Genomic DNA, 25024 nt, shown 5'->3' with positions numbered 1-25024 from the left:
ATTAAATATGTTATTTGAAAAAATTCAAAAGGTAATAGTAGATCAATTAGGAGTAGATGAAAGTGAAGTGAAATTGGAAACAAGTTTTGAAGAGTTAGGAGCAGATTCATTAGACTTATTCCAAGTTGTAATAGAATTAGAAGAAGAATTCGGAATTCAGTTAGAAGAAGCTGAGGGATTAAAAACTGTTAAAGATGCTGTAGATTATGTACAATCAAAATTAAATTAATTCTCAATAGATTAAGTCAGATATTATTATCTGACTTATTAAATAGGAGGAAATTTCATGAAATCGACTAGAATCAATAAATTATTAGGCATTAAATATCCAATTTTTCAAGGGGGAATGGCTTGGATTGCTGATGCATCATTAGCAGCTGCAGTAAGTGAAGCAGGTGGTCTTGGAATAATAACAGGGATAGCACCAGTTGAATGGGTTAGATCTGAAATAAGAAAGGCAAAGGAATTAACTAATAAGCCTTTTGGAGTAAATATAATGCTTATGGCTGATAATGTAGAAGAAATAGCAAAACTTGTCTGTGAAGAGAATGTAAAGGTAGTAACAACTGGAGCAGGAAGTCCAGGAAAATATATGGATATGTGGAAAGAGGCAGGGATAACAGTAATACCAGTTGTAGCTTCAGTAGCATTAGCAAAGAGAATGGAAAAAGCTGGTGCAGATGCAATAATAGCTGAAGGTACAGAATCAGGTGGCCATGTAGGTCAGTTAACTACTATGGCTTTAGTACCACAAATTGTTGATGCAGTAGAGATTCCTGTTATTGCAGCAGGTGGGATAGGTGATGGAAGAGGAGTTGCAGCTTCTTATATGTTAGGAGCAGAAGGAGTTCAACTTGGAACTAGATTCTTAGTTGCAAAAGAATGTACAGTTCATAAGAATTATAAAGATAAAGTTTTAGCAGCTAAAGATATAGATACAGATGTAACAGGAAGAATCACAGGTCATCCTGTCAGAGTATTAAGAACTAAGCTTTCAAGAGAATTTATTAAACTTGAAAAAGCTGGAGATATTGAAAAGATGGAGGAGCTTGGAAGAGGTGCTTTAGCAAGAGCTGCAAAAGATGGTGATTTAGATAGAGGTTCAGTAATGGCAGGTCAAATATCTGGACTTATAAATAAAGAACAAAGTGCTAAAGAAATAATAGATGAGATTTTTTTAGAAGCTGATAATGTATTTAGAAGCTTTAGGAGGGAAAATGAATAAGAATATAGCATTTCTTTTTTCTGGTCAAGGATCTCAATATGTAAATATGGGAAAAGAGATTTATGATAATATACCAGAATGTAAAGAAATTTTTGATAGAGGAGAAGTTATACTAAAAATGCCTATTAAGGATATGATTTTTAATGGGCCAGAAGAAAAACTAACTTTAACAGAAAATACTCAGCCAGCTATATTATTAACATCATTAGCTTGTTTAAAAGCTTTAGAGGTTAATGGTATAGAAAGTAATAGAATTGCAGGACTTTCTTTAGGTGAATATACTGCGTTAATATATGCAGGAGTTATTTCTTTTGAAGATGGGGTAAAGCTTATAAAAGAAAGAGGAAGAATTATGGGCTCTGCATCAAACATTGGAACTATGGCGGCAGTTTTAAAATTAAATGATGAAAAGGTAAATGAACTATTAGAAAAATCAAGGGAATTTGGTGTAATAGAAGGAGCAAATTATAATTGTCCGGGTCAAGTTGCTATAGCCGGAGAATTTAGTGCTGTTAAGGAATCTATTAAAATAGCTAAAGAATTAGGTGGAATTGCAGTACCATTAAAGGTAAGTGGTCCATTTCATAGTTCATTACTTAAAGATGCAAGTTATGAGTTTTTAGAAACATTAAAAAAAGTAAAGATAAATAAATTGGAAAAAGTTGTTTATTCTAATGTAAAAGGAAGTCCTTATAATGAAAATGATGATATTAAAGAGCTTCTTAGAAAGCAAATGATGTCTTCAGTTTTATTTGAGAAAACAATAAGAGATATGATAGAAGAGGGAATAGATACATTTGTAGAAGTAGGGCCAGGAAAAGCTTTAAGAGGCTTTATTAAGAGGATAGATAAAAATGTTAAAGTTTTAAATGTGGAAGATATGGCTTCTTTAGAAGCTACAATAAAAGCTTTAAAATCATAGGAGGAGTATATGTTAAAGAATAAGTGTGCAGTGGTAACAGGAGCTACAAGAGGAATAGGAAGGGCAATAGCTAAAAAATATGCAAGTCTTGGAGCCAATATTGTTATAAATTATAGAAATAGTGATTCAGAAGCAAAGATTTTAGAAGAAGAGCTTAAGGGATTAGGCGTAGAAGTTTTAGTTATAAAAGCTGATATAAGTAATTTTAATGAAGCTCAAAATTTAATAAATTCTGCAAAAGAAAGATTTGGATCAGTAGATATTTTAGTAAATAATGCAGGTATTACTAAAGATGGATTAGTAATGAGAATGAAAGAAGAAGATTTTGACAGTGTAATTCAGGTTAATTTAAAGGGAGTATTTAACTGTTTAAGAGCAGTATCTCCTATAATGATAAGACAAAAATCAGGAAAGATAATAAATATGTCATCAGTAGTTGGAATAGTAGGAAATGCAGGTCAAATAAACTATTGTGCAGCAAAAGCTGGAGTTATAGGAATGACTAAATCTTTAGCGAAGGAACTTGGAGGAAGAGGAATTAATGTAAATGCAATTGCACCAGGTTTTATTAAAACTGATATGACGAATAAATTATCAGATAAAAATAAAGAGATAATTATGGAAAATATTCCACTTAAAAGAATAGGAGTAGTGGAAGATATAGCAGAAGTTGCTGCATTTTTAGCAAGTGAAGCTGCATCATATATAACAGGTCAAGTTATAAGTGTAGATGGTGGAATGTCTATGTAATGGAGGAGTATAAAAATGAGCAGAAGAGTAGTAATTACTGGAGTTGGTGCAATTACACCAATAGGAAATGATGCCAATAGTTTTTGGAAGAACTCAAAAGAGGGAAAACTTGGGATAGATTTTATAAAATCTATAGATAATGAAATTTTAGATGTTAAAGTAGCAGGGGAAGTTAAGGATTTTAATCCTGAAGGAATTTTAGATAAAAAAGAAATTAAAAGATTAGATAAGTTTGTTCAGTATGGAATTGTAGCATGTGATGAAGCAATAAAAAATGCTGATTTAGATTTAGATAAAATAAATAAAGAAAAATTTGGAGTTCTTGTTGGATCAGGTATCGGTGGTTTTTCAACAATGGAAAATGGTTTTAAGGTTCTATTTGATAGAGGAGCTAAAAGAGTATCTCCATTATTTATACCAATGGCAATAATAAATTTAGGAGCAGGAAATATTGCTATTAAATACGGTGCAAAAGGAATGTGTAATTCTGCTGTTACAGCTTGTGCAACAGGGACTAATAATATAGGAGATGCTTTTAGACATATAAAGCATGGATATGCAGATGTTATGATTGCTGGAGGAACAGAGGCACCTATAACACAAATGGCTATTGCAGGATTTAATAGTATGAAGGCTTTAAATTCACAAAACAATCCAGAAAGAGCATCTATTCCTTTTGATAAGGAAAGAGCAGGATTTGTAATGGGTGAGGGAGCAGGAATACTAGTTATGGAAAGTTTAGAGCATGCTATTAGTAGAGGTGCTAATATATTAGCTGAAATAGTTGGATATGGATCAACTTGTGATGCATATCACATAACTTCACCAGATCCATATGGAGAAGGTGCAGCACGTTCCATGATGCAGGCTATAGAAGAAGCTGGTATAGATAAAAATGAGATTTCTTATATAAATGCTCATGGAACTTCAACACAATTAAATGATAAATTTGAAACAGCTGCAATAAAGAAAGTGTTTGGAGAAGATTCTTATAATATTCCTATATCTTCAACTAAATCAATGACAGGACATTTATTAGGTGCAGCAGGTGCAATTGAAAGTATTGTATGTATAAATGCTTTGATAGATGGATTTATCCCACCAACTATAGGATATAAAGTAAAAGATGAAGAGTTAGATTTAGACTATGTTCCTAATATAGGAAGAAAGGTAAGTCTTAAATATGCATTAACAAATTCTTTAGGGTTTGGAGGTCATAATGCATCTTTAGTCTTTAAAAAGTGGGATTAATTTTAGGAGGATTACTTATGGATTTTAAAGAAATAAGAGAGTTAATAGAAATGATTAACTCGTCAGAACTTGCTTATTTTGAATTGAAAATGGGTGATAATTATATAAAAATGGATAAATCACTAACAAGGAGCACTCCGGAAAAGTCTTCTAGAAGCAATGAGTTAAATGTAGAAGAGATAAAAGAAAAAGTATATAAAGAAAATACAGAGAATAGTTTTAAAAGTGAAGATACTATTGTAGAAGAATCTAAAGAAAATGAAGATTTAGATATTACAACTATAACATGTCCTATGGTTGGAACATTTTATGCTTCACCAGCACCAGGGCAGGATTCTTTTGTAAAAGAAGGTATGAAGGTATCAAAAGGCAATATTTTATGTATAGTTGAAGCGATGAAGCTTATGAATGAAATTGAATGTGAGTACGATTGCGAAATATATAAAATTTTAGTAAAAGATGGCGATATGGTTGAATATGGTCAGCCATTATTTAGTGTAAGGAGAGTATAGATATGCTTGGACCAAAAGAGATAAAAGAAATAATCCCTCATAGATATCCTTTTTTATTATTAGATCGAGTGGAAGAAATTGTTGATGGCATTAGTGCAAAGGGATATAAAAATGTTTCTATAAATGAACCTTTTTTTCAAGGGCATTATCCTGATTATCCAGTTATGCCAGGAGTTTTAATTTTAGAAGCTATGGCACAATTAGGAGCAGTAGCTGTATTAAGCAAAGAAGAAAATAAGGGAAAGATACCTTTGTTTGCAGGAACTAATAAAGTAAGATGGAAAAAACAAGTTGTGCCAGGTGATAAGTTAGATTTATATGTAGAAATAATAAAGTTAAAAGGCCCAATAGGCATTGGAAAGGGTATTGCAACAGTAGATGGAGTAAAGACATGTGAAGCAGAATTACTATTTGCTATAGGATAGGTGATAATTATGTTAAAGAAAGTACTAATTGCAAATAGAGGAGAAATAGCTGTTAGAATAATAAGGGCATGTAGAGAACTTGGAATATTAACTGTAGCAGTTTATTCTGAAGCAGATAAAGAAGCATTGCATACACAGTTAGCTGATGAAGCGGTTTGTATAGGACCACCATTAGCTAAAGATAGTTATTTAAATATAGCTAATATTTTAAGTGCTTGTGTTTTAACAGGTGCAGATGGGATACATCCTGGTTTTGGATTCTTATCAGAAAATCCTCGCTTTGCTAAAATGTGTGCAGAATGTAATATAAAATTTATAGGACCTGATTTTGAAGCAATAGAACTTATGGGAAATAAGGCAAGAGCAAGGGAAATTATGAAGGAAGCAGGTGTACCAGTAGTTCCAGGTTATGAAGGAATTATAGAAAATGAAGATCATGCATTAAATATAGCTAATGAAATAGGATATCCAGTAATGGTTAAAGCTTCAGCTGGTGGAGGCGGAAAAGGTATAAGAATAGTTAGATGTGAAGAAGAATTTAAGCTAGCTTATAATACTGCTAAGGCAGAAGCAAAGGCATGTTTTGGTGATGATAGAATATATATAGAAAAATTTGTAGAAAAACCTAGGCATATAGAGTTTCAAATATTAGCAGATGAATATAATAATGTTATTCATTTAGGTGAAAGAGAATGTTCTCTTCAAAGAAAGAACCAAAAGGTTTTAGAAGAAGCACCATCCACATTTTTAAATGAAGATTTAAGAATGGAAATGGGAGAGGTTGCTAAAAAGGCTGCAAAGGCAGTAAATTATAAAAATGCAGGAACTATAGAATTTTTAGTTGATAAATATGGAAATTATTACTTTATGGAGATGAATACTAGAATACAAGTGGAACATCCTATAACAGAAATGATTACAGATGTGGATTTAGTTAAAGAACAGCTGAAGATAGCCTCTAAAATTCCTTTAAATTTAAAACAAGAAGATATAAAAATTTTAGGGCATGCAATTGAGTGCCGAATAAATGCAGAAGATCCAAGTAATGATTTTAGACCTTGTCCGGGAACTATTAAAGAATTATGTATGCCAGCTGGAATGGGAGTTAGAATAGATAGTGCTATATATTGTGGATATAAAATTCCTCATAATTATGATTCTATGATTGGGAAATTAATAACTTTTGCAAAAACAAGGGATGAGGCAATTATAAAAATGAAAAGATCTCTAGCGGAATTTGGTATTGGTGGAGTTACTACAAACATAGATTTTCAGTACTGGCTAATTCAACAAGAAGAATTTTTAAGAGGAGAATATGATACCTCCTTCTTAGCAGAAAAGATGGTGAAGAAAGATGCTTAAGGACTTATTTAAAAAAAATCAATATGCAACTGTAAGTAAAGTAACTTTTGATACTACTGAATTTGATGAAAAGCCTAATATTCCATCAGGAATGTGGACCAAATGTGATAAGTGTGCAAGTATGATTTACACAGAGGATCTAGAGTCTAATTTTAATGTATGCACTAAATGTGGATTTCATTTTAGAATAAATGCTAAGGAAAGAATAAATCAATTATTTGATAAGGGATCATTTAAAGAATTTTTTTATGAAATAGTTACCAGAAATCCTTTGAATTTTAAAGGATATGAAGAGAAAATAAAAAAAGGTATAGTTTCATCAGGAAACAAAGAAGCTGTAATTACAGGAGTAGGAAAAATAAATGATATAGAAATTGCAGTAGCTATTATGGATAGCTATTTTATGATGGGAAGTATGGGGAGTGCAGTAGGTGAAAAAATAACTAGAATAGTTGAACTTGCAACAGATAGAAATCTTCCTATGGTGATATTTACAACTTCAGGTGGAGCTAGAATGCAAGAGGGGATATTTTCTCTTATGCAAATGGCAAAAGTATCAGCAGCACTTGCAAAGCATGATGATAAAGGGTTACTTTATATAACTGTTTTAACAGATCCTACTACAGGAGGGGTAACTGCAAGTTTTGCTATGGAAGGAGATATTATATTAAGTGAGCCTAATGCTTTAATAGGATTTGCAGGTAGGAGAGTTATTGAAAATACTATAAAAGAAACTCTTCCAGATGATTTTCAAAGTGCAGAGTTCCTACTAGAAAAAGGATTTGTTGATGCAATTGTTGAAAGAAAAAACCTAAGAGGGCAACTTTATAAGATATTATGTCTTCATGGAGGTGAAAATAATGAGTAGGGAATTAATTAGAAGTATATCTGTTTGGGATAAGGTAAATGTTGCAAGACATAAAGACAGACCTAATGGAAAGTTTTATATAGATAATATTTTCGAAAATTTTATTGAATTACATGGAGATAGAAACTTTGGTGATGATAAGGCTATAATAGGTGGAATAGCCTCAATTAATAATGAAAGTGTTACTGTTATTGCAATTAATAAAGGTGAAAATACTAAAGAAAATTTAGAAAGAAATTTTGGAATGCCAAATCCAGAAGGATATAGAAAGGCATTAAGGCTTATGAAGCAAGCTGAAAAATTTAAAAGACCTGTAATTTGTTTTATAGATACTCCAGGAGCTTTTTGTGGAGTTGGAGCTGAAGAAAGAGGGCAAGGTCAAGCCATTGCACAAAATTTAATGGAGATGAGTAGATTAAAAACTCCAATTATTTCTATTGTTATTGGAGAAGGTGGAAGTGGAGGTGCATTAGCACTGGCAGTTGCAGATAAAGTTTTAATGCTAGAACATTCGATATATTCTATTTTATCTCCAGAAGGTTTTGCATCTATTCTTTGGAAGGATGGAAGTAAAGCAAAAGAAGCGGCAGAAGTGATGAAAATAACGGCTCAAGACTTAAAAGAATTTAAAGTAATAGATAAAGTTATAAGAGAACCAAGAGGCGGAGCACACAAGCACAAAATAAGAATGGCTCTTGGAATTAAAAAGGAACTTTTAGAATATATAAAAGAACTAAAAGAAAAGGAAATAGAAGCTCTTTTAAATGAACGATATCAAAAGTTTAGAAATATAGGGAATTTCAATTAAGAAAAACAGCAAAATTAGCTGTTTTTCTTTTTATGATTAAAAAAGTATGTTATTATTATGGAAAGTAAAATAAGTTAGAGAGGTATTTTGTTTATGGGTAATAATAGTTTAGAAGTTGCCAAAATAGCAACTAAAATGGCTATTTCATCTAGAGAAGAAGAAGAAATACTAAAAATAGACTTTAAAAAAGAAGGTTTCCTAGTTACTGCAGTTAATATTGGAGGAAATATTAATGAATCTACTTCTAAAATTTTAGAAAGAGCTTTAGTTGCATCTAAGAGAAATGGTGTAATAAGAGAAGAGCATTTACATGAAGGTGGAATAATTGGGGCAACTAGGGATGCTCTTATGCAGGTATGGAATAGAGCAAGTGGGCAAAATGTTGGTGGTAAAATTGGAATTGCTAGAAAAGGTGAACATTTAAGTGTATGTATATTTTTAAGTGTAGGATTGTTACATTTAGATGAAGTTGTTATAGGAATAGGACATAGAGCAATTTCTATGTAATAAATAAAAGGTAAGGATTAAAAATCCTTACCTTTTATTTTACTAAAGTTTTTAATTTTACAATATGGAGAAAATATCCACAACATTGTTATAATAATAACAATAAAAAACTTAAAATAGTAAAAAACTTTATTGTTAAATCTTTGTTAACAATAAAATATACTTAGGGAAACAATTTAGAAAAAAGAGAATAATCAGAATATACAAAAAAATAAAAATGTAGAATAATATCATTACAATAGGGAAAAATAAGACTGATAGCGGGTTAATGGGTTGAAATAAATGGCTATTTTCCCCGCTTGAAGGTAATTTGATTTATTATCTAAAAGTTTTCAAAAAATAATTAGAAAAAAATTTACCAAAAAAGATTGACAAAAAATAAACAATCTAATACAATTAACTTGTAGTCAATAAGAAATTGATGGAGAAAATAATAAATAATAAAACGATAAAAATAAAATTTATATATTTGTAGGAGGAATAACAATGGCAGTTACAAATGCACAAGAGTTAACTCAAAGAATTAAAGAACTTAGGGCAGCACAAAAAGTGTTTGCTACATACACTCAAGAACAAGTTGATGAAATCTTTAGACAAGCGGCTATGGCAGCTAATGATAACAGAATTAAATTAGCTAAAATGGCAGTAGAAGAAAGCGGAATGGGAATAGTAGAAGATAAGGTTATAAAGAACCACTTTGCAGCTGAATATATATATAACCAATACAAGGATATGAAAACTTGTGGAGTTATAGAAGAAGATCATACTTTCGGTATTACTAAAGTTGCAGAACCAATAGGAGTTATAGCGGCTATAGTTCCAACTACAAACCCAACTTCAACAGCTATATTTAAAACTTTAATAGCTTTAAAGACTAGAAATGCAATAATTATATCACCTCATCCAAGAGCTAAACATGCTACAATAGCAGCAGCTAAGATAGTGTTAGAAGCAGCAGTTAAAGCAGGAGCTCCAGAAGGAATAATTGCTTGGATAGATGAACCTTCAGTTGAATTATCACAAAATGTTATGAGAGAATCAGATATAATTCTTGCTACAGGTGGCCCTGCAATGGTTAAGTCAGCTTATTCATCAGGAAGACCAGCTTTAGGAGTTGGAGCAGGAAACACTCCAGCAATTATAGATGAAACAGCTCACATTAAGATGGCTGTAAACTCAATACTTCTTTCAAAGACTTTCGATAACGGTGTAATTTGTGCATCAGAACAAAGTATATTAGTTATGGATTCAATATATGATGCAGTTAAGAAGGAATTAGCTGAAAGAGGAGCTTACATCTTAAAGGGTGAAGAAATAGATAAGGTTAGAAAGATAATATTAAATGAAAAAGGTGGCTTAAATGCTAATATGGTTGGTCAATCAGCTTATAAGATTGCTGAAATGGCTGGAGTTAAGGTTCCAACATCAGCTAAGGTTTTAGTTGGAGAAGTTGAATCAGTTGAATTAGAAGAACCATTCTCACATGAAAAATTATCACCAGTATTAGCTATGTATAAAGTTAAATCTTTCGATGAAGCTTTAACTAAGGCTTGTAGATTAATAGAATTAGGTGGTATGGGTCATACTTCAGTATTATATACAGACCAAGTTAAATCAACAGAAAGAATTGCAGCATTCGGAGCGGCTATGAAGACTGCAAGAACTTTAATAAATATGCCAGCATCACAAGGAGCTATCGGGGATGTATTCAACTTTAGATTAGCACCATCATTAACATTAGGATGTGGATCATGGGGTGGAAACTCAGTTTCAGAAAACGTTGGTCCTAAGCACTTAATAAACATCAAGAGTGTTGCTGAAAGGAGAGAAAATATGCTTTGGTTTAGAGTTCCAGAAAAGACTTACTTTAAATATGGTTGTTTACCAATAGCTCTTCAAGAATTACATGAAATGGGTAAAAAGAAAGTATTTATAGTTACAGATAAGGTTTTAGCTGAACTAGGATATACAAATCATATTACTAACGTATTAGAAAGATTTGGAATGGACTTTAGAGTATTCTCAGAAGTTGAACCAGATCCAACTTTAAAGGCAGCTAAGAAGGGTGCAGAAGCAATGCTTGCATTCCAACCAGATGTAATAATTTCATTAGGTGGTGGATCACCAATGGATGCTGCTAAGATTATGTGGGTTATGTACGAACATCCAGAAGTTAGATTCGAAGATTTAGCTATGAGATTCATGGATATAAGAAAGAGAGTTTACAAGTTCCCAACTATGGGTGAAAAAGCTATGATGGTAGCAGTACCAACTTCAGCAGGTACAGGATCAGAAGTTACTCCATTTGCAGTTATAACTGACGAACAAACAGGAGTTAAATATCCACTTGCAGATTATGAACTAACTCCAGATATGGCTATAGTTGATGCTGAACTTATGATGAGTATGCCAAAGGGATTAACTTCATGTTCAGGAATTGACGTATTAGTTCATGCTATAGAAGCATACGTATCAGTTTTAGCTTCAGAATATACAAATGGTTTAGCGTTAGAAGCTATAAGATTAGTATTTAAATACTTACCAGATGCTTATAATGAAGGAACTACAAATGTTAAGGCAAGAGAAAAAATGGCTCATGCTTCATCAATAGCTGGTATAGCATTTGCTAATGCATTCTTAGGAATTTGCCACTCAATGGCACATAAATTAGGTGCATTCCATCACTTACCACACGGTATGGCTAACTCATTATTATTAAATGAAGTTATAAGATTCAATGCTACAGATGCTCCAACTAAGCAAGCAGCATTTGCGCAATATAAGTATCCAAATGCAGCATGGAGATATGCTAGAATTGCTGATTACCTACAATTAGGTGGAAATACTGATGCTGAAAAGGTTGAATTATTAATTAAGGCTATAGAAGACCTACAAGCTAAAGTTGGAATGCCTAAGACTATAAAGGAAGCAGGAGTAAGCGAACAAAACTTCTATGCTACATTAGATGAAATGGTTGAGCAAGCATTTGATGATCAATGTACAGGAGCTAACCCAAGATACCCATTAATGAGCGAAATTAAGCAATTATACATTAATTCTTTTGAAGCTCCAAAGGCACCTGTAAAGGAAACAAAGAAGAAAAATAAATAAGATTAATTTATCTTAAAATAATATATGTAAGAGATTTTCTATAATTTTAGAAAATCTCTTATTTTTATTTAATAAAATATATGACATAATAAAAGTTGTGATATTATATAATATAAGTGAATTTTTATAAAAAGGGGTTTTAGTAAAATGAAAAGAATGGTAATTAAAACTGTAGGTGTTTTAATGATAATTTCACTTTTGTTTACAGGATGTACATCTATAGTATCAAATAGTGAGAATAAAAAAATTAAAGAAACTATAGATTTAGTGTTATCTTATGATAAAGGATATGATGATACAGTAAGTAAATATATAAGTAAAGTTAACTTTAATATTGTTAACTATGTATCTTTTTATTCTACATATTTAGGAGATGCATCTTTAGAAAAGTATGAAAGTACAATAAGAAGTATAAAAAAAGAAAATGAGAAATACAGGGTATGTATGGTACTTAATATGGTAGCTAAAGCTAAAGAGGTACATGGACATGAAGAGGAAAGAGACGAGGCAGAAGGGGAAAATGTTCCAGTAGAAATAGTTTTAACTAAAAATTCCAATAAGTATTATATAGAAAGTTTTAAAGAATATGAAAGTTTGGATAAAGCTATAGAAAATAATAAAGATTTTAAATAAAAGAAACTAAGAAAGAGTGATAAAATGTATAAACCTTTAGCAGAGTTAATGAGACCTAGTACTTTAGATGACTTTGTTGGACAAAGGCATATTATAGGAAAAGGAAAGCCGTTATATAATTTGATAAGCAGAAAGATAATTCCTAACTGTATATTATATGGACCACCTGGAACTGGAAAAACTACTTTAGCTAATATAATGGCTAATTATGCAGATAGAAAATTCTATAAGCTAAATGCTACAACAGCTTCAGTTAAAGATATTCAAGAAATTACATCAAGTTTAGACAGTTTACTTAATTATAATGGAGTAGTGATTTATATAGATGAAATTCAGCATTTTAGCAAAAAGCAACAACAGGCTTTATTGGAATTTATAGAAAATGGTAGAGTTACATTGATAGCAAGTACAACAGAGAACCCATACTTTGCTATACATAAAGCAATTATAAGTAGGTGTAATATATTTAACTTTAAGCAATTAGAATCATCAGATGTAATTATAGGCTTAGAAAAAGCAATAAATAAGCTTATAAATGAGGATGTAGATGTAGAATATTCAAAAGAAGCTTTAAGTTATATAGGAGATATATCTCAAGGGGATTATAGAAAAGCTTATAATATTTTAGAACTTGCTATAAACTCTCAGCTTACAAATAAAAAAGAAATAACTGTTAACTATATAGAATCTCTAAACCAATCACATATGAGAGCTGATGCTACAGGAGATGAATTTTATAATTTATTAAGCGCTCTTCAAAAAAGTATTAGAGGAAGTGATGAAAATGCCTCTATACATTATTTAGCTAGACTAATTAAAAGTGGAAATTTAACAGCTATAATAAGAAGAATATCAGTTATAGCTGCTGAAGATATAGGACTTGCACATCCTAATGCTTTAACAGTTGTTAATTCAGGAATAGAACTTGCTTTAAAAGTAGGACTTCCAGAAGCCCAGATTATTTTATCAGAATTAGTAATTTATTTAGCTACATTACCTAAATCAAATAGTGCTTATTTAGCTATAAAAAATGCAATGGATGATTTAGAGAATAAAAATATAGGAGATATACCACAATATTTAAAGGATGCACATTATAGTGGAGCTAAAGAGTTAGGTGTTAAAGGATATAAATATCCCCATGATTACGACAATAACTATGTAAAACAACAGTATATACCTAATGAAATAAAAGAAGTTAAATACTATAACCCTCAAAAAAATAAATATGAAGAAAGTTTAAAAAAGTATTGGAGTCTAATAAAATAAAAGATGTTAATAATTAATTAAAAATAATCGTTAATGATTATTGACAATAACAGAGTGTTTTGCTAAGATATAAACATAAAGTCTAGTAAAACAGTCAACATTAAGGGGTGATAAAATGAAGCTTTCCACAAAAGGAAGATATGGAGTTAAAGCTATGGTAGATCTTGCTATACATTATGGAAATGCCCCAGTTTCAATAAAGGTTATTTCTCAAAGACAAAATATATCTGAATACTATTTAGAACAATTATTTTCTCCTTTAAGAAAAGCAGGGCTTATAAAAAGTATTAGAGGAGCTCAGGGTGGATATGTTTTAAATAAAGCGCCATCAGAAATAAAAGTTGCTGATGTAATGGATGTATTAGAAGGCCCAATTGAAATAGCAGATTGTATAGAAGGAGCAGAGTGCAATAATATAGATTGTTGTGCAACGAGACTTTTATGGAAAAAAATTAAAAGTAGTATCGATGAAGTAATGGAAAATATTACTCTTCAAGATATAGTTAATGATTATACAAACATAAAAAATAAAAATGATGAAATTAAACTTTTAAAGAGGAGTGAATAGATATGAAAACTGTATATATGGATTATGCAGCAACAACATATGTAAAACCAGAAGTATTAGATGAAATGATGCCATATTTTACTGAAAAATTTGGAAATCCATCATCTTTTTATGGAATATCAAGAGAAACCAAAAAAGCTATAGATAGTGGAAGAGAAAAAATTTCTAAGGCATTAAATTGTGATTTAAACGAAGTTTACTTTACAGGTGGTGGATCAGAGGCTGATAACTGGGCTATAAAAGGAATTGCATGGGCACATAAAAATAAAGGTAATCACATAATTACTACTAAAATAGAACACCATGCGGTATTGCATACTTGTGAATATTTAGAGAAAAATGGTTTTGAAGTTACATATCTTGATGTAAATGAAGAAGGATTTATAGATTTAGAAGAGTTAAAAAATGCAATAACAGATAAAACAATCTTAGTTTCAATTATGTTTGCTAATAATGAAATTGGAACTATTCAACCAATAAAAGAAATTGGTCAAATATGTAGAGAAAGAAAGGTATTCTTCCATACAGATGCAGTTCAAGCTGTAGGAAACGTTAAAATAGATGTTAAAGAAATGAACATAGATTTACTATCTCTAGCAGGACATAAAATTTATGGACCTAAAGGAATAGGTGTTTTATACGTAAGAAAAGGTATAAAGATTGACAATTTAATTCATGGTGGAGGACAAGAAAGAGCAAGAAGAGCTGGAACAGAAAATATAGCAGCTATAGTAGGACTTGGAAAAGCTATAGAGTTAGCTACAGAAAACTTAGATGAACATGCTAAGAAAATGACGGCTTTAAGATATAAACTTATAGATGGATTATTAAAAGTTCCTCATACAAGATTAAATGGACCAAGAGGAGATAAAAGATTACCTGGAAATGTCAATGTTACATTTGAATTTATAGAAGGTGAATCAATTTTACTATCATTAGATTTTGAAGGTGTTTGTGCATCAAGTGGAAGTGCGTGTACTTCAGGTTCATTAGATCCATCTCACGTATTGCTTGCAATTGGATTACCTCATGAATTAGCACATGGATCATTAAGATTAACACTAGGAGACGGTTCTACAGAAGAAGATGTAGATTATGTAATAGAAGTTGTACCACCAATTATAGAAAGATTAAGAAATATGTCACCATTATGGGAAGACTATTTAAAGAAGGGAGAAAAATAATATGATATATAGTGATAAGGTAATGGATCATTTTAAAAATCCAAGAAATGTAGGAGAAATAGAAGATGCAAATGGCGTTGGTGAAGTTGGAAATGCTAAATGCGGAGATATAATGAAAATATACTTAAAGGTTGAAGACAACATAATAAAAGATGTTAAGTTCAAGACTTTTGGCTGTGGTTCTGCAATAGCATCATCATCAATGGCAACAGAATTAATTAAGGGAAAGACTATAGAAGAAGCTTGGGAATTGTCAAATAAAGCAGTTGCAGAAGCTTTGGATGGGCTTCCACCAGTTAAAATGCATTGTTCAGTATTAGCAGAGGAAGCAATTCATAAGGCTATTAACGATTATAGAAAAAGCCATGGATTAGATACATGGGATTTTGAAGAACATAACGACATCCATGATCATGTACATGGACATCACGAATAAAGGTAACTTTATGAAGAAAAAAGTAGTAGTTGGTATGAGCGGTGGAGTTGATAGCTCCGTCGCTGCTTATCTTTTAAAAGAACAAGGCTATGAAGTAATAGGTGTTACAATGAAACACTTTGATGAAAGTGATGATAGTTATGTAGAAAGAGAAGGTGGATGTTGTTCTCTTTCCGCAGTAGATGATGCAAGAAGAGTAGCTGATAATTTAGGTATTCCTTTTTATGTTCTTAATTTTAAAGAGTCTTTTAAAGAAAAGGTTATAGATTACTTTGTTGAAGAATATATAGAAGGAAAAACACCAAATCCATGTATTGCTTGTAATAGACATATAAAATTTGATGAGTTCTTAAGAAAAGCTAAAGGCATAGGTGCAGATTATATAGCAACGGGTCATTATGCAAAGATAGAAAATAGAGATGGGAAATTTCATTTACTTAGAGCAGATGATGACAGAAAAGATCAAACATATGCCTTATATAACTTTACACAAGAACAATTAAGTCAAACTTTAATGCCATGTGGCAATTATACTAAAGATAAAATTAGAGAAATAGCAAAAGAAATAGGTCTTGCTGTACATAATAAAAAAGATAGTGAAGAAATTTGTTTTGTTACAGATAACGATCATGGAAGATATATATTAAATGCTAAGCCTGAAAAGGTTAAAGAAGGTAATTTTGTTGATAAAAAGGGTAATATACTAGGAAGGCATAAAGGAATAGTTTATTACACAATAGGACAAAGAAAAGGGCTTGGGTTAGCTTTAGGTAGACCAGTTTTTGTTACTGATATAAATCCAAGAACTAATGAAGTAGTAATAGGTGCTGAAGAGGATATTTTCAAAACAGATTTAGTTGCAAAAGATATTAATTTTATATTTATTGATAATTTAAAAGAAGATATGAAGGTTACAGCAAAGGTTAGATATTCAGCAAAACCAGCTGAAGCTACTATTTCACCATTACCAAATGGAAGAGTTAAGGTATCTTTTAAAGAAAAACAAAGAGCTATAACAAAAGGTCAATCAGTAGTTTTCTATAACGAAAATGATGTAGTTGGCGGTGGAATTATAGAAAAGATATTATAAAAATATATAAAAATTCTCACAATTAAATTGTGGGGATTTTTTTTTATTTTTTGGAAAAACTAATATTAGTAAAATTAGAGAAAGAGAGGTTTATATGTTAAAAACTAAGGATTTTTATCTTATGAAAGTTTATGATATAAAAGGCAAATACCTTGGAGTTATAGATGATTTGTGTATTGATTTTTATAATGCAAAGGTAAAGGGATTTTTTATATCTAATTTTTTATTATTATCTAATAAAAATTTTATAGAAATAGATGATATTATTTCATTAGATGAGGTTATTATTGTAAAGAAGATAAAGCATTATAAAGGGTTAAGTTTTGGAGATATAAAAGATATGGATATTATAGATACAGAAAACATAATGAAGGGAGTACTAGAAGACTTAATTATAGAAAAAGCAGATTTTTCTATAAAAGGATTAGTAATGAGTTCAGGAATATTTGATAAAATGATTAAAGGGAAAGAAATACTTTTGGTAAGTGAATGCATATTAGGTGAAGATTTTATATTATATCATGGAAGCGAGAGTATAAGATTAAAATCTATACCTCATAAGAAATATAGTGAAAATTTATAAAAAATATAAAAGCTTAATAAATAAAATATTACTAATAGCATTTACTTTATTACTAATATTTATATACTTTAAAGTAGGTACCATAAATACAATAGTAAATATAGTATTCATAGGGTTTATATTTGCCTACACATTAAATCCTTTAAGAAATTATATAAGTGAAAAATTTAATATAAGTAAAAGGATTTCTTCTATAATATTAATAATTTTAATAGTTAGTTTAGTACTTTTAACATTATATATAGTTCTTCCAACTATATTTAGGGAAAGCTTAAATTTTGGAGATATGTTAGACAATATAGAGAAATACATAAATGACTTAGCAATAAAACTTAAAATTAATGATGTATCTTTTTTTCAATCTATATATACTGAAATAAATGAAGAGGTTAATAGATATTTAAGTGGATTTTCTAGTAATTTTTTAGAAAATATGATGTCTGTTTTAGAAAATTTAGTATCATTTGCTATAATTCCAATAGTAACTTATTATTTTCTAGTAGATGGAGATCTTATATACAATAAGATTCTACTTGTATTACCTACAGAAAAAAGAGTTATAGCTAAAAAAGCGATAAAAAACATAGATAAGATACTTTCTAGATATATAATAAGCCAATTACTTTTGTCATTAATAATAGGTATATTAACATTTATTATATTAATGTTAATAGGTGTTAGATTTGCTTTTATATTGGCTGTTTTAAATGGAATACTTAATATTATTCCTTATTTTGGCCCTATTATAGGAGGGATTCCAGCCGTTATTATAGCTCTTATAGATTCACCTGTAAAAGCTTTATGGACTATAATTGGGGTATTTATTCTTCAACAAATAGAAGGTAATATTTTATCACCTAAGATAACAGGGGATAGCACTAATATGCATCCTATAATAATTATTATTTTATTATTAATTGGAGAAAAAATGGGAGGATTTTTAGGAATGGTTTTAGCAGTTCCAATTGGTGTTATAATTAAGGTTATTTATGATGATATAAACGATTATTTATTTTAAATAACATATTATAATAAGTAAATTTATAAAGTATTTTAAAGTAAAATAATTGACATAATTTAATAAATAAACTATAATTTCATTGAAATATAACAAAATATATATTAGACAATGAAGAGAATGAGTAAATATGATTATCTATATTTAGAGAGGAAGTGGTTGGTGTAAACTTCTTATAGAACATATTGAAGCTATCTTGGAGTCTTATTTTTCTAAGTGATGCATTTTTATGCATAATTAGGGTGGTACCGCGGAAATATGTTTTCGTCCCTTTCTATTAGGGATGGAAACTTTTTTTATATATAAAATGAAATTAAGAATAATAATTCATTAAAAATAATAAACATATGGAGGTAATTTACTATGAAGTTCATGGGAACAAATGAATTAAGAGAAGCGTATTTAAGCTTTTTTGAGTCAAAGGAACATTTAAGACTTGAAAGTTTTCCTTTAGTACCTAAAAATGATAAATCATTATTATTAATAAATGCAGGTATGGCACCTTTAAAGCCATATTTTACAGGATTACAAAAACCACCAAAGACAAGAATAACAACTTGTCAAAAGTGTATAAGAACTGGGGATATAGAAAATGTAGGAAAAACATCAAGACATGGGACTTTCTTTGAAATGTTAGGTAATTTTTCTTTTGGAGATTATTTTAAGGGTGAGATAATCCCTTGGGCTTGGGAATTTATAACAAAAACTTTGCAAATACCAAAAGATAAGTTATATGTAACTATATATTTAGAAGATGATGAAGCATTTGATATATGGTGTGAAAAGACAGATGTAGATCCAAGCAGAATATTTAGATTGGGAAAAGATGATAACTTTTGGGAAATAGGAGTTGGACCATGTGGACCATGTACAGAAATTCACTATGATAGAGGTAATGGAGTTATAAAAACAGTAGATGAATTTATAAAAGCTAGTGATGAAGATAGAGTGGTTGAATTTTGGAATTTAGTATTTACTCAATTTGATAAGGATGAAGAAGGAAATTATAATAGATTAGCTCATCCTAACATAGATACAGGAATGGGACTTGAGAGAATAGCTACTATAATGCAAGGCGTTAATAACATATTTGAAATAGATACAGTAAAAAATATATTAGATAAAGTATCAAAACTTTCAAATGTAACTTATGGTGAAGATTCAGTTAAAGATATATCTTTAAGAATAATAACTGACCATGTTAAATCAGTAACTATGCTTATTTCAGATGGAGTTCAACCAAGTAATGAAGGTAGGGGATATGTACTTAGAAGACTTTTAAGAAGAGCTGCAAGACATGGAAGATTACTTGGAATAAAGGGACTATTCTTAACAGAAATAGTAGAATCAGTAGTAGAAAATTATGGAGAGGCCTATCCTCAACTAAAGGAAAATAAAGATTATATAGAAAAAATAGTATCTTTAGAAGAAGAAAGATTTAATGAAACAATTGATGCAGGAATGCAAATATTAAATGGATATATTGAAAAGCTAGAAGAAAATAAAGAAAAGACTTTAAAGGGTGAAGAAGCATTTAAGTTATATGATACTTATGGATTCCCAATAGAGCTTACTGAAGAAATCTTAGAAGAAAAGGGAATGAATGTTGATAAAGAAGCCTTTAAAAAACAAATGGAAGCTCAAAGAGAAAGAGCAAGAAGTGCAAGAGGAGAAACATCATACATGGGTAGTGATGAAAATCCAATAAATAAAATAGAGGCTTCTATAGAAACTGAATTTGTTGGTTATAATAATATAGAAATAGAAGGAAAAGTATTAGTATTAGCAGGTGACGAAAGTTTTAAAGATGAGCTTAAAGAAGGAGAAAAAGGCTATATAGTAACTGATAAAACTACTTTCTATGCAGAAATGGGTGGTCAAGTAGGAGATAAGGGAACTATAATAAGTAAATCAGGAAAAGCTTATGTTTATGATACAAAGAAAAATGTTGGTGGAAAGACAATCCACTATGTAAAAGTTAATGAAGGTTCAATTAAAATTAATGAAAATGTAACAATTAAAGTTGATGTGGAAAGAAGAGGTAATATATGTAAAAACCATACAGCTACTCATATGTTACATGAAGCATTAAAAGAAGTAGTTGGAAAACATGTAAATCAAGCAGGTTCATATGTTGATGAAGAAAGATTAAGATTTGATTTTACTCACTTCCAAGGTTTAACATTAGATGAACTAGATAAAATTGAAGAGTTAGTTAACAGAAAAATAATGGAAGTGTTTAAAGTAGAAACAAAGCTTATGACATTAGACGAAGCTAAAGAATGTGGAGCTATGGCTTTATTTGATGATAAATATGGAGAAAAAGTTAGAGTTGTAAGTGTTGGAGAATTTTCAGTGGAACTTTGTGGTGGTACACATGTATGCAATGCAGGTGAGATTGGATTATTTAAGATAGTAGGAGAATCAGGTGTAGCAGCAGGAATTAGAAGAATAGAGGCTGTTACAGGATTTGGTGCTATTAAATTTATGGAAGAAAAACAAAAAACTCTAAAAGAAGCATGTGAAGCTTTAAGATGTACAGAAAAAGACATTTTAAAGAAAATCTCATCTCAGAATTCAGAGTTAAAAGAAAAAGATAAAGAAATAGCAGAACTTAAGAGTAAATTAACTTCAGGAGCAGAAGATGATATATTAAATTCTGCTAAGGAAGTTAATGGAATAAAAGTAGTTTCTTATGCAGTTTCAGATATAGATGGAAATGCTTTAAGAGATTTAGCGGATAAGATTAGAAATAAAATTGGTAGTGGTGTTGTTGTATTATTAAGTGATGTACAAGGAAAGGTTAATTTAGTAGCTATGGCAACAAAAGATGTAATTTCATCAGGAATACATTGTGGTAAAATAATAAAAGAAGTAGCTACTGTTGTAGGCGGCGGAGGCGGCGGAAGACCTGATATGGCTCAAGCCGGCGGAAAAAAACCAGAAAAGATAAAAGAGGCAGTAGATAAAACTTACTTAATAGTTGAAACTTTAGTAAAATAGTGTACTTTTTTATGAATTTAAGGTATAATTAAGTAAAGTAAACAAATGAATAAAAAAGTGATTTATAAGATATAATATTTATAAATAAAATATAGTAAGGGGGTGAGCTGCAGAGAAGGCAGCGATACTATGAGTAATAACTTAGATCATACAATGCAATTTAATTTAAACATTAATAAAGAAGATTTAACAAAATCAATTTTAACAGATGTTTATAATGCGTTAAAGGAAAAAGGTTATAATCCAATTAACCAATTAGTTGGATATCTTATTTCTGGAGACCCTTCTTACATCACAAGCTATAATGGAGCGAGAGCTTTACTTAGAAAACTTGAAAGAGATGAAATTCTTGAAGAAGTTATAAAATGTTATTTAGAAATAAAGTAGAGAGTGCCCGTTTAATCGGGCACTCTTAATATTTAAGGAGTGGGCATGAGAATACTAGGTTTAGATGTAGGATCAAAAACTATAGGTGTTGCAATTAGTGATCCATTAGGATGGACTGCACAAGGTTTAACTACAATTAGAAGAACAAATAGAGAAAAAGATATAGAAGAAGTTAAAAGAATATGTAATGAATATAATGTGGAAACTATAGTTATAGGTCTTCCTAAAAATATGAATGGAAGTATTGGGGAATCAGGAGAGAGAGTTTTAGAATTATCAAAAGATATTGAAGAAGCTACTTCGTTAAAAATAGAAATGTGGGATGAAAGATTAACTACAGTTGCAGCACATAAAGCAATGTTAGAGGCAGATTTATCAAGGAATAAAAGAAAAAAAATAGTAGATAAAATAGCTGCTACATACATACTTCAAGGATATTTAGACAGAATAGGAATGAAATAAACAATTAATTCCCAATTGAAAGTTATTATTGACAATATTAATTTAAAAAACTACAATTAGTAAAAAGGAGATATTCAAAATGGATAAAGATTTAAAACAAATAGAATTATATGATGAAGATGGCAATTTAGTTAAATTAAATATAGTTGCTTTTTTTGATATGGTAAATCCAGATACAGAGGAAAAGACAGAATATGTTATAGTATATGATGATGAATATACTGAAGATGACATATTTGCTTTAAAAGTTGATAAAGATGAAGATGGTGAAGATTTATTAGTCCCTGTAGATGATGAAATAGAATTAGCGGCTGTTCAAGAAGCATATGACACTATTTTTAGTGATGTAGAATAGATAAAAGCAAAAAAAGAGAAGAGGTGATGTTTATGGAACAAATGGCAGGAATTGATTTTAACTTATTAAAAGAAGAATTAAAACAAAAAGGTTATAAATTAACTCCTCAAAGAAGGGCTATTGTAGATTCTATTATAGAAAATGAGGGAGAACATTTAACAGCAGAAGAAATATATGATGAAGTTAAAAAAAATTGCCCCGAAATTGGATTAGCTACTGTATATAGAACTATAATTCTTTTAGAAGAATTAGGGGTTATTTGCAAGTTGGATTTAAATGATGGGTGCAGTAGATATGAACTAGTTCATAAAGATGAAACTCATAGACATCATCATTTAGTTTGCAATGAATGTAAAAACGTTTTAGAAGTTCAAGATGATTTATTAGATGAATTAGAAGAAGAAATCGAAAGATCATATGGATTTAAAATATTAGATCATAGCGTTAAATTCTTTGGCATTTGTAAAAAATGTCAAAGTAAACATAAATAATTAAATAAAGGAAAAAACCTCTTTTTAAGAGAAGACATCCTTTGTAATACATATCTTATGAAAAGGAGGGGACATATTGAGAAACGAAAAGGCTAAGGTTAAAATTATTCCTTTAGGTGGTATAAATGAAATAGGGAAAAATATAACAGCAATTGAGTATAAAAATGATATAGTTGTAATAGATTGCGGATTAAAATTCCCTGATGATGATATGTTTGGCATAGATTTAGTTATACCAGATGTAAGCTATTTATTAAAAAATAAGGATAGAGTAACTGGAATATTTTTAACTCACGGGCACGAAGACCATATTGGTGCATTACCTTATATATTAAAACAATTAAATGTACCTATATATGGAACAAAGTTAACGCTTGGTATTGTAGAAACTAAGCTAAAAGAGCACGGATTATTAAGTTCAACTAAACTTGTACGAGTAAAGCCAAGAGATGTGATAAAATTAAACTCTGTATCAGTAGAGTTTATAAAAACAAACCACTCTATTGCTGACTCAGTAGCAATAGCAATACACACTCCATTAGGAGTTGTACTTCATACAGGAGATTTTAAAATAGACTATACTCCTATAGATGGGCAACCAACTGATTTTGCAAGACTTGCAGAGCTGGGAAAAAAAGGTGTGTTAGTGTTAATGGCAGATTCAACTAATGTTGAAAGACCAGGATATACTATGTCAGAAAGAAGAGTAGGGGAAAGTTTTGCAAGAATATTCTCTAAGACTAAGGGGAGGATTATAGTAGCAACCTTTGCATCTAATATTCATAGAATACAACAAATTATTGATGCTGCTACAATTTATGGTAGAAAAGTAGCTGTATCAGGTAGAAGTATGGAAAATATAGTTGCAGTTGCTATAGAACTTGGATATTTAGAATTTGAGAAAGATATGCTAGTTAGCATAGATCAAATTAATAAATATAATAATGACCAAGTTGTTATAATAACTACAGGTAGTCAAGGAGAACCTATGTCAGCATTAGCTAGAATGGCGGCATCAGAACATAGAAAGGTTAGCATTGTAGAGGGTGATACTGTTATTATTTCTGCAACACCAATACCAGGAAATGAAAAACTTGTTTCTAAGGTTATAAATCAATTATTTAAAAAAGGTGTAGATGTAATATATGAATCTTTAGCTGAAGTTCATGTATCAGGGCATGCTTGTCAAGAAGAATTAAAGTTAATGCAATGCTTAGTAAAACCTAAATATTTTATTCCAGTACACGGTGAATATAGACATTTAATACAACATGGAGACCTTGCAATGAAGCTTGGATTACCTGAAGAAAATGTTGTTATTGTAGAAAATGGAGATGTTATAGAAGCTAATAGACAAGGAATAAAGAAGAATGGATCTGTAATTTCAGGTCAAGTATTTGTAGATGGCTTAGGAGTCGGTGATGTAGGTAACATAGTATTAAGAGATAGAAAGCATTTATCTCAAGATGGTATATTAACAGTTGTAGTTACCCTTTCAAAAGAAAGTAACACAGTAGTTGCTGGTCCAGACATTATATCAAGAGGATTTGTATATGTTAGAGAATCAGAAGGATTAATGGATGAAGCCAAAGAAATAGTTAGAAATGTTCTTAAAGAATGTGAAGAAAAGAAGATTACAGATTGGGCAAGCTTAAAGTCAAGGATAAGAGATGAGCTTAGAACGTATTTGTATGAAAAAACTAAAAGAAAGCCAATGATATTACCTATAATAATGGAAATATAATGCTTTAGCTTGACATTTAATAAGTTTACTCTTAGAATAAATAAGAGAATTATTATGAAA

At 30.1% G+C, this 25024-nt stretch carries 26 protein-coding genes and 1 other annotated feature; all 26 genes read left to right on the top strand.

All coding sequences use genetic code 11. From position 1 onward, the window contains the following. The first annotated feature begins 7 nt into the window (after positions 1 to 7). Entirely contained in the window at positions 8 to 229 is a 222-nt protein-coding gene (gene acpP, locus CP523_RS01260) for an acyl carrier protein (RefSeq protein ID WP_066674351.1), read from the top strand. Positions 230 to 286: 57 nt separating this feature from the next. Next, the gene (gene fabK, locus CP523_RS01255; RefSeq protein ID WP_066674354.1) at positions 287 to 1225 is read left to right on the top strand and encodes an enoyl-[acyl-carrier-protein] reductase FabK; all 939 of its coding nucleotides are present in this window, start codon (positions 287 to 289) and stop codon (positions 1223 to 1225) included. Continuing rightward, positions 1218 to 2147, top strand: coding sequence for an ACP S-malonyltransferase (gene fabD, locus CP523_RS01250; RefSeq protein ID WP_066674357.1), 930 nt, complete (start codon positions 1218 to 1220; stop codon positions 2145 to 2147). Before fabK ends, fabD begins: the two co-directional genes overlap by 8 nt. Positions 2148 to 2156: 9 nt before the next feature. Beyond that, positions 2157 to 2897 carry a 3-oxoacyl-[acyl-carrier-protein] reductase gene (gene fabG, locus CP523_RS01245; RefSeq protein WP_120140422.1) on the top strand — a complete coding sequence of 247 codons (741 nt, stop codon included), beginning with the start codon at positions 2157 to 2159 and terminating at the stop codon, positions 2895 to 2897. 15 nt (positions 2898 to 2912) lie between these two features. Beyond that, positions 2913 to 4148: a beta-ketoacyl-ACP synthase II gene (fabF, locus tag CP523_RS01240; RefSeq protein ID WP_120140421.1), complete on the top strand. Its 1236-nt coding sequence runs from the start codon at positions 2913 to 2915 to the stop codon at positions 4146 to 4148. 17 nt (positions 4149 to 4165) lie between these two features. Beyond that, entirely contained in the window at positions 4166 to 4660 is a 495-nt protein-coding gene (gene accB, locus CP523_RS01235; RefSeq protein ID WP_066674363.1) for an acetyl-CoA carboxylase biotin carboxyl carrier protein, read from the top strand. Between the two features lie 2 nt (positions 4661 to 4662). Then, positions 4663 to 5085: a 3-hydroxyacyl-ACP dehydratase FabZ gene (gene fabZ / locus CP523_RS01230; RefSeq protein ID WP_066674366.1), complete on the top strand. Its 423-nt coding sequence runs from the start codon at positions 4663 to 4665 to the stop codon at positions 5083 to 5085. Between the two features lie 9 nt (positions 5086 to 5094). Beyond that, positions 5095 to 6447 carry an acetyl-CoA carboxylase biotin carboxylase subunit gene (locus CP523_RS01225; RefSeq protein ID WP_066674368.1) on the top strand — a complete coding sequence of 451 codons (1353 nt, stop codon included), beginning with the start codon at positions 5095 to 5097 and terminating at the stop codon, positions 6445 to 6447. Further along, on the top strand, positions 6440 to 7315 hold the full coding sequence (gene accD, locus CP523_RS01220) for an acetyl-CoA carboxylase, carboxyltransferase subunit beta (RefSeq protein WP_066674370.1): 876 nt from the start codon (positions 6440 to 6442) through the stop codon (positions 7313 to 7315). Before CP523_RS01225 ends, accD begins: the two co-directional genes overlap by 8 nt. Continuing rightward, positions 7308 to 8123 carry an acetyl-CoA carboxylase carboxyltransferase subunit alpha gene (locus CP523_RS01215; protein ID WP_066674372.1) on the top strand — a complete coding sequence of 272 codons (816 nt, stop codon included), beginning with the start codon at positions 7308 to 7310 and terminating at the stop codon, positions 8121 to 8123. Before accD ends, CP523_RS01215 begins: the two co-directional genes overlap by 8 nt. Before the next feature lie 93 nt (positions 8124 to 8216). Continuing rightward, the gene (locus CP523_RS01210) at positions 8217 to 8630 is read left to right on the top strand and encodes a HutP family protein (protein ID WP_066674374.1); all 414 of its coding nucleotides are present in this window, start codon (positions 8217 to 8219) and stop codon (positions 8628 to 8630) included. Positions 8631 to 9116: 486 nt separating this feature from the next. Continuing rightward, positions 9117 to 11741 (top strand): bifunctional acetaldehyde-CoA/alcohol dehydrogenase, encoded by a 2625-nt coding sequence (gene adhE / locus CP523_RS01205; RefSeq protein WP_066674376.1) that lies wholly within the window; start codon positions 9117 to 9119, stop codon positions 11739 to 11741. Positions 11742 to 11888: 147 nt separating this feature from the next. Further along, positions 11889 to 12374 (top strand): hypothetical protein, encoded by a 486-nt coding sequence (locus tag CP523_RS01200; RefSeq protein ID WP_120140420.1) that lies wholly within the window; start codon positions 11889 to 11891, stop codon positions 12372 to 12374. Between the two features lie 24 nt (positions 12375 to 12398). After that, positions 12399 to 13643 (top strand): replication-associated recombination protein A, encoded by a 1245-nt coding sequence (locus CP523_RS01195; protein ID WP_066674381.1) that lies wholly within the window; start codon positions 12399 to 12401, stop codon positions 13641 to 13643. Between the two features lie 115 nt (positions 13644 to 13758). Further along, a complete protein-coding gene (locus tag CP523_RS01190) occupies positions 13759 to 14211 on the top strand; it encodes an RrF2 family transcriptional regulator (protein WP_066674383.1) in 453 nt (150 codons plus the stop codon). Between the two features lie 2 nt (positions 14212 to 14213). Next, entirely contained in the window at positions 14214 to 15395 is a 1182-nt protein-coding gene (gene nifS, locus CP523_RS01185; protein ID WP_120140419.1) for a cysteine desulfurase NifS, read from the top strand. A 1-nt stretch (position 15396) separates the two neighbouring features. Then, positions 15397 to 15831 (top strand): Fe-S cluster assembly scaffold protein NifU, encoded by a 435-nt coding sequence (gene nifU / locus CP523_RS01180; RefSeq protein ID WP_066674387.1) that lies wholly within the window; start codon positions 15397 to 15399, stop codon positions 15829 to 15831. Between the two features lie 10 nt (positions 15832 to 15841). Beyond that, positions 15842 to 16921 carry a tRNA 2-thiouridine(34) synthase MnmA gene (mnmA, locus tag CP523_RS01175; protein ID WP_066674394.1) on the top strand — a complete coding sequence of 360 codons (1080 nt, stop codon included), beginning with the start codon at positions 15842 to 15844 and terminating at the stop codon, positions 16919 to 16921. A 94-nt stretch (positions 16922 to 17015) separates the two neighbouring features. After that, on the top strand, positions 17016 to 17504 hold the full coding sequence (locus CP523_RS01170; RefSeq protein ID WP_066674396.1) for a PRC-barrel domain-containing protein: 489 nt from the start codon (positions 17016 to 17018) through the stop codon (positions 17502 to 17504). Continuing rightward, positions 17491 to 18522: an AI-2E family transporter gene (locus CP523_RS01165; protein WP_066674398.1), complete on the top strand. Its 1032-nt coding sequence runs from the start codon at positions 17491 to 17493 to the stop codon at positions 18520 to 18522. The genes CP523_RS01170 and CP523_RS01165 overlap by 14 nt, the downstream gene beginning before the upstream one ends. Positions 18523 to 18624: 102 nt before the next feature. Continuing rightward, positions 18625 to 18797 (top strand) — a binding site (T-box leader). A gap of 88 nt (positions 18798 to 18885) precedes the next feature. After that, the gene (alaS, locus tag CP523_RS01160) at positions 18886 to 21525 is read left to right on the top strand and encodes an alanine--tRNA ligase (protein ID WP_066674400.1); all 2640 of its coding nucleotides are present in this window, start codon (positions 18886 to 18888) and stop codon (positions 21523 to 21525) included. 129 nt (positions 21526 to 21654) lie between these two features. After that, the gene (locus CP523_RS01155) at positions 21655 to 21912 is read left to right on the top strand and encodes an IreB family regulatory phosphoprotein (RefSeq protein WP_066674411.1); all 258 of its coding nucleotides are present in this window, start codon (positions 21655 to 21657) and stop codon (positions 21910 to 21912) included. 45 nt (positions 21913 to 21957) lie between these two features. Further along, positions 21958 to 22374, top strand: coding sequence for a Holliday junction resolvase RuvX (ruvX, locus tag CP523_RS01150; RefSeq protein ID WP_066674414.1), 417 nt, complete (start codon positions 21958 to 21960; stop codon positions 22372 to 22374). 79 nt (positions 22375 to 22453) lie between these two features. Next, positions 22454 to 22729 (top strand): DUF1292 domain-containing protein, encoded by a 276-nt coding sequence (locus tag CP523_RS01145; RefSeq protein WP_066674416.1) that lies wholly within the window; start codon positions 22454 to 22456, stop codon positions 22727 to 22729. 32 nt (positions 22730 to 22761) lie between these two features. Continuing rightward, a complete protein-coding gene (locus CP523_RS01140; protein ID WP_066674418.1) occupies positions 22762 to 23220 on the top strand; it encodes a Fur family transcriptional regulator in 459 nt (152 codons plus the stop codon). Between the two features lie 76 nt (positions 23221 to 23296). After that, positions 23297 to 24964, top strand: a complete 1668-nt coding sequence (locus tag CP523_RS01135; RefSeq protein ID WP_066674421.1) for a ribonuclease J — start codon at positions 23297 to 23299, stop codon at positions 24962 to 24964. The last annotated feature ends 60 nt before the right edge of the window (positions 24965 to 25024 follow it).

Source organism: Clostridium septicum, from assembly GCF_003606265.1.
Lineage (GTDB): Bacteria > Bacillota > Clostridia > Clostridiales > Clostridiaceae > Clostridium > Clostridium septicum.
This window is presented reverse-complemented; position numbering and strand designations above follow the sequence as displayed.

What these genes read in the sequence shown, in the direction of transcription:
- nifS (WP_120140419.1), top strand. Translation starts at nt 14,214, where the DNA reads ATGAAAACTGTATATATGGATTATGCAGCAACAACATATGTAAAACCA.
- acpP (WP_066674351.1), top strand. Translation starts at nt 8, where the DNA reads ATGTTATTTGAAAAAATTCAAAAGGTAATAGTAGATCAATTAGGAGTA.
- fabK (WP_066674354.1), top strand. Translation starts at nt 287, where the DNA reads ATGAAATCGACTAGAATCAATAAATTATTAGGCATTAAATATCCAATT.
- CP523_RS01155 (WP_066674411.1), top strand. Translation starts at nt 21,655, where the DNA reads ATGAGTAATAACTTAGATCATACAATGCAATTTAATTTAAACATTAAT.
- mnmA (WP_066674394.1), top strand. Translation starts at nt 15,842, where the DNA reads ATGAAGAAAAAAGTAGTAGTTGGTATGAGCGGTGGAGTTGATAGCTCC.
- CP523_RS01210 (WP_066674374.1), top strand. Translation starts at nt 8,217, where the DNA reads ATGGGTAATAATAGTTTAGAAGTTGCCAAAATAGCAACTAAAATGGCT.
- CP523_RS01190 (WP_066674383.1), top strand. Translation starts at nt 13,759, where the DNA reads ATGAAGCTTTCCACAAAAGGAAGATATGGAGTTAAAGCTATGGTAGAT.
- accB (WP_066674363.1), top strand. Translation starts at nt 4,166, where the DNA reads ATGGATTTTAAAGAAATAAGAGAGTTAATAGAAATGATTAACTCGTCA.
- fabD (WP_066674357.1), top strand. Translation starts at nt 1,218, where the DNA reads ATGAATAAGAATATAGCATTTCTTTTTTCTGGTCAAGGATCTCAATAT.
- alaS (WP_066674400.1), top strand. Translation starts at nt 18,886, where the DNA reads ATGAAGTTCATGGGAACAAATGAATTAAGAGAAGCGTATTTAAGCTTT.
- fabG (WP_120140422.1), top strand. Translation starts at nt 2,157, where the DNA reads ATGTTAAAGAATAAGTGTGCAGTGGTAACAGGAGCTACAAGAGGAATA.
- CP523_RS01215 (WP_066674372.1), top strand. Translation starts at nt 7,308, where the DNA reads ATGAGTAGGGAATTAATTAGAAGTATATCTGTTTGGGATAAGGTAAAT.
- CP523_RS01225 (WP_066674368.1), top strand. Translation starts at nt 5,095, where the DNA reads ATGTTAAAGAAAGTACTAATTGCAAATAGAGGAGAAATAGCTGTTAGA.
- fabF (WP_120140421.1), top strand. Translation starts at nt 2,913, where the DNA reads ATGAGCAGAAGAGTAGTAATTACTGGAGTTGGTGCAATTACACCAATA.
- nifU (WP_066674387.1), top strand. Translation starts at nt 15,397, where the DNA reads ATGATATATAGTGATAAGGTAATGGATCATTTTAAAAATCCAAGAAAT.
- CP523_RS01145 (WP_066674416.1), top strand. Translation starts at nt 22,454, where the DNA reads ATGGATAAAGATTTAAAACAAATAGAATTATATGATGAAGATGGCAAT.
- CP523_RS01195 (WP_066674381.1), top strand. Translation starts at nt 12,399, where the DNA reads ATGTATAAACCTTTAGCAGAGTTAATGAGACCTAGTACTTTAGATGAC.
- CP523_RS01170 (WP_066674396.1), top strand. Translation starts at nt 17,016, where the DNA reads ATGTTAAAAACTAAGGATTTTTATCTTATGAAAGTTTATGATATAAAA.
- adhE (WP_066674376.1), top strand. Translation starts at nt 9,117, where the DNA reads ATGGCAGTTACAAATGCACAAGAGTTAACTCAAAGAATTAAAGAACTT.
- ruvX (WP_066674414.1), top strand. Translation starts at nt 21,958, where the DNA reads ATGAGAATACTAGGTTTAGATGTAGGATCAAAAACTATAGGTGTTGCA.
- CP523_RS01200 (WP_120140420.1), top strand. Translation starts at nt 11,889, where the DNA reads ATGAAAAGAATGGTAATTAAAACTGTAGGTGTTTTAATGATAATTTCA.
- accD (WP_066674370.1), top strand. Translation starts at nt 6,440, where the DNA reads ATGCTTAAGGACTTATTTAAAAAAAATCAATATGCAACTGTAAGTAAA.
- fabZ (WP_066674366.1), top strand. Translation starts at nt 4,663, where the DNA reads ATGCTTGGACCAAAAGAGATAAAAGAAATAATCCCTCATAGATATCCT.
- CP523_RS01140 (WP_066674418.1), top strand. Translation starts at nt 22,762, where the DNA reads ATGGAACAAATGGCAGGAATTGATTTTAACTTATTAAAAGAAGAATTA.